The organism is Frankia sp. CgKIO3 (assembly GCF_977946435.1).
Window position 1 is genome coordinate 1 of record NZ_CDWTMO010000174.1, and the last position, 7,983, is coordinate 7,983.

Genomic DNA, 7,983 nt, shown 5'->3' on the forward strand with positions numbered 1-7,983 from the left:
CTATCCCATAGTCCTATCTCGGATCTTTACGGTGGCTATCCTTCCGCTCGGCCTGCAAAATGTACCGTTGCCGCCTTCGTGATCTGCGCAGTGTCGCGCGCCCAAGGAAGAGCCGCGGATGGCACCGACGCCCTCCACTCGCCTCGACGTCGAGGCAGATCTGGTGTTTTCGAAGCCCGGCGCTTCCGCGCGCCGTCGACCGCTCAGCAGCCCGCCGACAGCGCACAGGAGCAGACCGCCGTGATCCGTCCGACCAGGTACCTGCCGCCGTTCCGAGCCCGCGCGATCGCCTACGTCGCTCACATCAGAGACGACCACCGGTCCACCTGGCAGGCCATCAAGACCGTCTCCGCGGCGCTCGGCGTCAGCACCGAAACGCTGCGCAGGTGGGTCCGTCACGCGGACACGGCACCAGACCGACAGGTGCAGACCCACCGCCAGCACGCCGATCTCAGACACCTGCAGGAACAGAACACCCGGCTACGCCGCGAGCTACACCTGCTGCGGACCACCGGTACCAGCCCCGCGCACCTGGCGGCCGACCCGACCACACAGGCCAGATCAGCACCTACGCCGAAAGCACCCCCACAGCAGGCCGGAATGCGCCCACCCAGACCGGCCGGCACCATGCCGGAGCAGCGGACAGCTGGGCCGACAACGGCCAGCATCCCGCCCCCGGCCATACCGCAGACCGCCGGCGATAGCCAGACATGAGCAGGAACGCAACCCGTCACCAGCGCCCACGACCGGCACCGGCCACGCTCTCCTACACCCGGCCCCTCCCACCGGTCCGCACCCTTCCCGCAGCGCGCGGCCGGCACCGACGAACGCCCCAGAGCACCTCCCGGTACCGCCGCCGTGGCCGCCACCGGCCCGCCCACGGAGGCGAAGCACCGGCTTCGTCCGTCGCGGGCTGATTCGCACCGCCCTCCTACCGGCCATGCTCGCCACGAGCCTGCTGCTGTTCTGCACCGCGGCCGGTCCCCGCACCCCTACCGATCAGCTCGACGCGAGCGGCGCCGGGCCGGTCCGCCCTGGCAGCTGAACGATGCCGGCGCTCGTGCCCGCTAACAGCGGGAGCACCCCGACAGCCGCAGCCGTCCCCACCATCCAGGTCTTGGCCGAGGGCTGTACACGGCCGGGTCACCTGGCGGTACTTTCACCGGGACGCAGCCGACCGACACTGCAGGTTGCCGGCCGGTCCGAGGTAGCCGGCTTCGCGCTGCCATGTAGGGGCCTCGGCCGGCTCGGTGGTGCGTCGTTACAGGTCGAACTCTTCGGGGCTGAGGCCGACCGCGAAGCACGCCTCGCGGACGACGGCCTGCTCGGTCTTGTCGAAGTCTCCGTCGGCGCCGCCAATGACGATGCCGATCTGGATGACGGCGCGGGCCTCGGTCGGCTTCTTCTTCACCTTCCCGATCTCCTGGAGGACGGAGACCTTCCCGAGGGCGAAGTCCTGCTGGAGCTTGGCCAGGTAGCCGTCGAACCGACGGTGCAGGTCGTCGGACGGGAAGTTGGTCAGCACGTCGTTCGTCGCGATCAGGGAGGCGACGCGCTGCCGTTCGGAGGGGTCGATGTGCCCGTCGGCGGCCGCGACGAGCGCGCACATCGCCATGCTGGCGTCCCGGAAGGCACCGCTTTTGAGCTCGTTCTTCTTCGCGGTGAGAGCTAGCCCTGCATCGTCTGCGTGGAGGCGCGCAGGCGGTCCCAGATCGGCATCGTGCTCCCTGACCTTTCTCAATGACAGGCGTCGAGGCCTTCCGGCCCCGAGCGCGGACAGTGACCACCTGTGTCGTATCAGAACTCGTGCGACGGCGGCCGGGAACGGACGATGTCCGTTTCCGGAAGGGCGGTGTGGCTCGGTTCATCTCGCCTGCCCGCCCGTCAGCGCGGGTGTCGGAGTGTCGAGCGGCAGGAGCCGGCGCAGCACGTCGTCGAGGGTGACCACACCGAGGGTGGTGGCGTCGTCGAGGACGACGGCGAGCTGGTTGCGGGTCTCGCGCATCTGGGCGAGGGCCGTGTGCAGCGGCGTGTCGCCGTCGAGCCGGAACGCCGGCCTGGTCAGGTCACGGATCGGCTCGGCGGCGCCCAGGGCGAGGGTGTCGCGCACGTGGACGACGCCCCAGTCGGTTCCGCCCCGCCGAACCAGAATCCGCAGGTGGCTGGAGGTACGGCTGGCGGCCTGCACGTTGCCGACAGTCGCGTCCGGCTCCACGGCCGCCAACGCCCGGCCTGGCGCGACCAGGTCGCGCACCCGCAGGTTCCGCAGGTCGAGCGCGCCGGTGAGCGGCGCGGCGTAGCTTTCGTCGAGCGCGCCGACGTTCGCGGAGTGCTCGACGAGGTGGCGCAGTGCCGCGGGGTTCTGACGGGAGACGAGGTGGTCGGTGGCCTCGACACCGACGCGGTGCAGGCACCAGTTCGCCGCGCTGTTCAGCGCCCGCAGAACCGGCCTCGTCGCCCACATGAAGCCCCGCATCGGCAGGGCGAGCAGGATCGCGGACTTCTCCGGGTGCGCGATCGCCCACGACTTCGGGGCCATCTCGCCCACGACGAGGTGCAGGAACGTGACGATCACCAGCGCGAGCACGAAACTGCCGGCGCCGGCGAACCAGGTCGGGGCGCCGAGGTCCTCGATCGCGGGCTTCAGCCAGTGGTGTACGGCCGGCTTGGTGATCGCGCCGAGCGCGAGCGTGCCGACCGTGATCCCCAGCTGAGCGCCGGCCAGGAGCACCGTCAGCGCGGCGCGGGCCGCGCGGCTGCGGCTGGCCGCGTCTTCGAACCGGTGTCGCTTCGCGGCGAGCAGGGCGAACTCGACCGCCACGAAGAACGCACTCAGCCCGATGATCGCGACCGTGCAGAGAGCAACGACCCAGGGGTTGTCCACGTCAGTCCTCCCGATCGCGGACCGGCTCGTCGAGCAGCTCCAGTCGGATCGCCGCGGGCACGTGGTTGTCGACATCCATCACGATGGCGCGCAGCACCCGCCGCGGCGCCTCGTCGTACAGCGCGAGCTCCCCTGGGTCCGGGGGCAGCGTGACGTCGACAACGGTCCCGGTCTTGGGCAGCGCGCCGTGAGCGGAGATCACCAGACCGGCGATCGTCTCGTAGTCGCCCGGAGGCATCTGATGCCCGAGCGTGCGTTCGACCTCGTCGATGTGGAAGCTGCCCGGTACCAGCCACGCTCCGTCGCCGATCGGGTTGGCTCCCTCGAACGCGGCGGCGGCGTCGTGCTCGTCGGTGATCTCCCCTACGAACTCCTCGGCCAGGTCCTCGATGGTCAGGATCCCGGCGAAGCCGTCGAATTCGTCCACGACGCAAGCGACCTGCGCCTTCTTCCTCGCCATCTCGGCGAGGGCGGCAGGTAGCGGCATCAGCGTCGAGATCACGAGAGCCGGCCGGACGAGCTCGCGGGCCGGGGCATCGTCGGGCGCGTCCATCACGTCAAGAAGCTGGACGATCCCGGTAACCCGCCCGTCGTCGTCGACGACCGGGTACCGGGAGTGCCCAGCGCTCATCAGCACCCTGACCTCGCCCACGGGGCGGTCCTGCTCAACGACGTCCACCTGCGAGCGGGGGATCATCGCGTGCTCCACGTCGCGGTGCGGGAAGTCCAGGATGCGGTCTAACATCAGCGATAGATCCGCGGGCAGGTCACCCCGCTCCCGCGACTCGGCCACGATGTGATCAAGATCGCGCGCTGAGGCGGCGTGCTCGACGTCTTGCACCGGCTGGATGCCGAGCAGACGGAGCAGCAGGTTGGACGACTGGTCGAACACCCAGACCAGCCAGCCAAAGACCTTCAGGTAGAGCAGCGTCGACCAGGCGAGCCTGCGTGCCACCGGCTCCGGCCGGGCGATCGCGAGGTTCTTCGGGAACAACTCACCGAAGACCATCTGAACGAAGGTGGAGAACGCCAGCGCCAGCACGGTACCGAGCGCGACGCCGACGGCCGTCGACAAACCGGCCCCCGAGGCCACGTTGCCCAGCGCGCTGCCGATCAGCGGCTCGGCGACGTACCCGACCAGCAGACCGGTCACCGTGATCCCGAGCTGGGCACCCGAGAGCATGAACGAGGTACGTCCGGTCACCTTCAACGCCCGTCGCGCCGCGGCGTCGCCGGCCGCCGCCGCCGCGTTCAACCGGGACCGGTCGACCGCCATATAGGCGAACTCCTGGGCGACGAAGTAGCCGGTCGCCACAGTGATGACCAGCACTATCAGGAGACCGAGCAGCAGCGACAGCGCCGTCACCATCGTTGTCGCCCCCGGCTCCCGGGTCTGTGCGGCTCAGCCGCCTCCGCCATCCTCCACCTTCCACACGTCGCGGACGACACCCCGCGAGACAACCGCCAGCACGCCATCGGGCGCGCGGAACCCACGCCCCCGAGGACCGGTGCCCGGCCAGCCAGACACTCCGCGCTGTTGGGCAGCGACAGGAACGCGAAGAACGAGGCAGCACGGGACCCGTCGCGCGTCGCTGCGACACAGGAGCTCGCCGCTTCCGGCCGACTCGCGGCACACGGCCCCGCGGCGCTTCACCACTTTCGGGCGCACAGCCGTATGTCGACTGTCGTCGCCGTGCACGCCGTCCGCTCCCGCAGATCCCAAGTCGACCACCATGGCCGCCGCCAGCACTGCGCTGGCACCGTCCCCAACGTACAGACCCCTCAGCGATTCCAGAAGCTACCGTGCGCCGCGCGGTGCCGGTGCCGTCGCCGGGCACCACAGGCCGAGCCAGGTCGGGTGACTCATACAGCCGACACCACCGCCCGAGGCAGGGTATCGGCTGGCGGAGAAGGGGTAATCCCCAGCTGACCTTGCTGTGATCTACTGGTGTTGGAGGCCGTCGTGGTCTGGACCATCATCAGCTGGATCGTGCTCGGCCTGGTCGCCGGCGCGCTCTCGCCCGCCTCCTCGTCCCCGGGCCCGGCCCCATGAGCATCCCGGTCACGATTATGCTCGGCGTGGTCGGCTCCTTCGTCGGCGGATTCCTCGGCTACATCCTCTTCGACAAGGACCTCGCCGAAGGCGCGCTGCAACCGTCCGGGATCATCGGGTCGGTCATCGGCGCCATCGCCGTACTCCTCCTCTGGCGCATGTTCACCCGTTCACCCGACGTGGCGCCTACCATCGTTGAACCTGGCTCGATGCACTCGCCAGCCCAAGAAGGTCTGCGCCTCCCGTCCTGGCATGCGGACACCTGGATACGACCGCGGGCAACTCGGCAGTGTCGATCCAGACCGGTCGGCGCCTGCCAAGGGTGCGTCCGGGAAGCATCCCCCGCTCTGCTCTCGGCAGGGATCGGCAGGAGGTGCCTGCATAGCGTGGTGAGAGCGAGCGCTGAGGGAAGTAGCGGGAGCCCTGCGGTCAGAAGCCGGTAGCCGAGAACGGCGCTGACGGCGAAGTGGGCGAGAAATACCTCGGCCGCCGGGCACGGTCCGGCGAGCGTGTGCAGGACAGCGGCGAGCGTCAGGGCGTGCAGTTGTGGCCGGGGATGACGGTGTCCGGAACGCCGCCCTCGCGTCCAGTGCGACGGGCAGGCCGGCCGCGGCGGCTTCCAGGTTGACAATGCGAGGAACAGGTGTTCAACCGCTAAATCCGCCATCCGGATTGACCGGCGAGGGGCGGATTTGCCGCCGAGTCTGGATACGTGGGAGGTTGCGGTGACGTGGTGACACTGTCCGCCTGTGTGCGGCGGCGTCAGTTCGGCTGGCCGGCGCGCTGGCCCGAATGGCTGGGAGCGCCGGGCTCAGGCCCGGCAGGAGCGTCCTCGATCTGTGCCGCTCAGGTGGGAGTGGGCTGGCGGGGCCGGGGCTGCTCGCCGTCGCCTGGGCGGGACGGTGTGGACAGCGCCGCCAGTTCGGCGTCGAGGGCCTCGCGGGCGGTGGTCAGCCTTTCGCGTAGCCGGGCCAGGTCGGTGTCCGGGCCGTCGCTGTCTAAGTCTGCTGGCCGGCGTCGGGGTGTCTGGGCGTCCTCGATCTCACGGGCCTCCTCCAGGGAGTTGATGACGACGCCGATGAGTAGGTTCATCAGGATGAAAGAACCGATCACGACGAAGGATCCGTAGTAGAGGATCGTCCAGCCTGGAGATCTCCAGGCCGGTGTGGACGGCGTCGCCGAGCCCGTCCAGGGTGATGAGCAGGAACAGGGTCAGGGCGGCGCGTCCGAGGGAGCCGTAGTGCTCGGGGTCGTCGGTAGCGAAGAACGTCCAGCCGACCATCGAGTACACGTACAGCACCAGCGTGCACAGCACCAGGAAGCTGAAGGTGCCGGGCAGGCTTCGGCCCAGGGCGGCGAGGATGATGCGCACCTGCGGCAGGAAGCGGGCGGTGCGCAGCACCCGGGCCAGCCGGGCCAGCCGCAGGGCCGTCGAGTCCTCCCGAGCCAGCGGAAGGACGGCCAGCGCGACGATGGCGAGGTCGAACAGGTTCCACGGGTCGCGGAAGAAGTCGCGGGGACGGTCGGCGTGGGCGGCCGCGCGCAGCGCGATCTCGATGGTGAAGAAGACCAGGAACCCGTGCTCGGTGGCCTTGAGCGGGCCGTGCCAGCGCGTGGCGAGTCCGGAGTAGGTTTCGATTCCCAGCAGGGCCGCGTTGGCGAGAATCGCGACGAGAACCGCGCCGTTGAACCACGCGGACTCCACGACACGGCGGGCCCGCCCGGCGAGAGCGTGGGTGATGGGCATCGAAGGGCGCAGGCCGGGTGTCCCGCTCAGCCTCGCGCCGCCCGCGTTACCGGGCCAGCTCCCGACCGGACCCTGCCCACGCCGGTTACACCTGCCATCGAGGCGTTCACTCCTTGCTGCGGACGGGGTCGAGGCTGCCGCGAAGAGCGACCGCGCCCAGAGTAGCCCGTCCGCCAGGCCATCGACACGGCATCCTGGACCGTCCCGCGCTCCCGCCGACGGCCACGGGGACGGCCACGGGGAGTGATCGTCCGTGGGTGCGTGGTGGGACACGTGTCGCTGGTTGGCAGTGGGAATCGTCCGATGAGATCACCCGTTGGGGTATCATGGGTGCGTACCCGTCATCCGCGTCGTGCTCGCCGGCTGTCCAGTGTTACTGACCCGTTCTCGGCCTGTGGAGGAACACGACGATGACGATCTGGGATCGGTTGCGGTCCTCTACGCAGACCATGCAGGGCCAGCTCACCGCGAAGAAGAATGATCTCAAGAGTGGCGCGTTTCGGGACGCGAGCATGGCGATGTGCGCGCTCGTCGCCGCGGCCGACGGCCACATCGACCCGGCGGAACGGCAACGGGTCGCCTCCCTGATCGCGACGAACAACGTCCTGACGAACTTTCCCGCCGACGACCTGCAGCGTAGGTTCAACGACTACCTGACAAAGCTGACACAGGATTTCGCGTTCGGGAAGGTCTCGGTCCTCCAGGAGGTCGGGAAGGTGAAGAAGAAGCCGTCGGAGGCCCGCGCGGTCATCCAGATCGGCATCATCATCGGCAGCGCCGACAGCAACTTCGACAAGACCGAGCAGGCTGTCGTCCGCGAGGCCTGCTTCGCTGTCGGCATCAATCCCGAGGAGTTCGACCTCTAACAGCTCTCGCCGTTGCTCCGCGCTGTCCGTGCCTGATTATCGGTCAATCGCCTACATCGTCGCTTCTGCTGGCAAGGTGAGGTTGCCGCTGTGTTCCAAGTCATCTGGATCGTGCTCTCCGGCCTGGTCATCGGAGCTCTCGCCCGTCTCGTGCTGCGCGGTCGGCAGAACATCCCGCTGTGGCTGACCGTCGTCGCCGGTATCGTCGGCGCGCTGGTCGGGAACACGATCGCCAGCGTGATCGGGGTCCGGGATACCGTCGGTATCGACTGGATCCGTCACTTTCTGCAGATCGGCGTGGCCGCCGGGTTCATCGTCCTGATCACCCCGGTCTGGGCCGCGCGGTCCCGCCGCGGCCCGGCATCTCGGGGTCGAACGCCTGACCTGGTGAGCCTCGTGGGTCGTTATCCGTGGTGGGCGAGGAGGACGTGGG

The 7,983-nt window shown here is 69.1% G+C and carries 8 protein-coding genes and 1 pseudogene; 4 read left to right on the forward strand and 5 right to left on the reverse strand.

The genetic code is table 11. The annotated features are described in order from the left end of the window. Nucleotides 1–240 precede the first annotated feature (240 nt). Nucleotides 241–714, forward strand: a complete 474-nt coding sequence (locus tag AC08OJ_RS16635) for a transposase (RefSeq protein ID WP_476594035.1) — start codon at nucleotides 241–243, stop codon at nucleotides 712–714. A gap of 547 nt (nucleotides 715–1,261) precedes the next feature. Here AC08OJ_RS16635 and AC08OJ_RS16640 read toward each other — a convergent pair. From AC08OJ_RS16640 to AC08OJ_RS16650, 3 genes are all read right to left on the reverse strand, one after another. Continuing rightward, nucleotides 1,262–1,741, reverse strand: a complete 480-nt coding sequence (locus tag AC08OJ_RS16640) for a tellurite resistance TerB family protein (RefSeq protein ID WP_476596211.1) — start codon at nucleotides 1,739–1,741, stop codon at nucleotides 1,262–1,264. 123 nt (nucleotides 1,742–1,864) lie between these two features. Next, entirely contained in the window at nucleotides 1,865–2,884 is a 1,020-nt protein-coding gene (locus tag AC08OJ_RS16645) for a CNNM domain-containing protein (protein ID WP_476596212.1), read from the reverse strand. Nucleotide 2,885: 1 nt separating this feature from the next. Next, nucleotides 2,886–4,253 carry a hemolysin family protein gene (locus AC08OJ_RS16650; RefSeq protein WP_476594032.1) on the reverse strand — a complete coding sequence of 456 codons (1,368 nt, stop codon included), beginning with the start codon at nucleotides 4,251–4,253 and terminating at the stop codon, nucleotides 2,886–2,888. Between the two features lie 594 nt (nucleotides 4,254–4,847). Between AC08OJ_RS16650 and AC08OJ_RS16655 the strand changes: the two are divergent. Further along, nucleotides 4,848–5,101 (forward strand): annotated as a pseudogene (locus AC08OJ_RS16655) (GlsB/YeaQ/YmgE family stress response membrane protein); the annotation flags it as partial. Nucleotides 5,102–5,783: 682 nt separating this feature from the next. Here the strand turns inward: AC08OJ_RS16655 and AC08OJ_RS16660 are convergent. Together AC08OJ_RS16660 and AC08OJ_RS16665 are read right to left on the reverse strand one after the other, a co-directional pair. Then, the gene (locus AC08OJ_RS16660) at nucleotides 5,784–6,050 is read right to left on the reverse strand and encodes a hypothetical protein (RefSeq protein ID WP_476594031.1); all 267 of its coding nucleotides are present in this window, start codon (nucleotides 6,048–6,050) and stop codon (nucleotides 5,784–5,786) included. Then, entirely contained in the window at nucleotides 5,980–6,684 is a 705-nt protein-coding gene (locus tag AC08OJ_RS16665; RefSeq protein ID WP_476594030.1) for an ion transporter, read from the reverse strand. Before AC08OJ_RS16665 ends, AC08OJ_RS16660 begins: the two co-directional genes overlap by 71 nt. 410 nt (nucleotides 6,685–7,094) lie before the next feature. Between AC08OJ_RS16665 and AC08OJ_RS16670 the strand changes: the two genes are divergently transcribed. Together AC08OJ_RS16670 and AC08OJ_RS16675 are read left to right on the forward strand one after the other, a co-directional pair. Continuing rightward, nucleotides 7,095–7,550, forward strand: a complete 456-nt coding sequence (locus AC08OJ_RS16670) for a tellurite resistance TerB family protein (protein ID WP_476594029.1) — start codon at nucleotides 7,095–7,097, stop codon at nucleotides 7,548–7,550. A 90-nt stretch (nucleotides 7,551–7,640) separates the two neighbouring features. Next, nucleotides 7,641–7,983 (forward strand): GlsB/YeaQ/YmgE family stress response membrane protein (locus AC08OJ_RS16675; protein ID WP_476596213.1); only part of this gene is annotated, 343 nt, incomplete at its 3' end.

Coding starts and splice junctions, on each gene's coding strand:
- AC08OJ_RS16665 (WP_476594030.1), bottom strand. CDS start 6,684: ATGCCCATCACCCACGCTCTCGCCGGGCGGGCCCGCCGTGTCGTGGAG.
- AC08OJ_RS16650 (WP_476594032.1), bottom strand. CDS start 4,253: ATGGTGACGGCGCTGTCGCTGCTGCTCGGTCTCCTGATAGTGCTGGTC.
- AC08OJ_RS16670 (WP_476594029.1), top strand. CDS start 7,095: ATGACGATCTGGGATCGGTTGCGGTCCTCTACGCAGACCATGCAGGGC.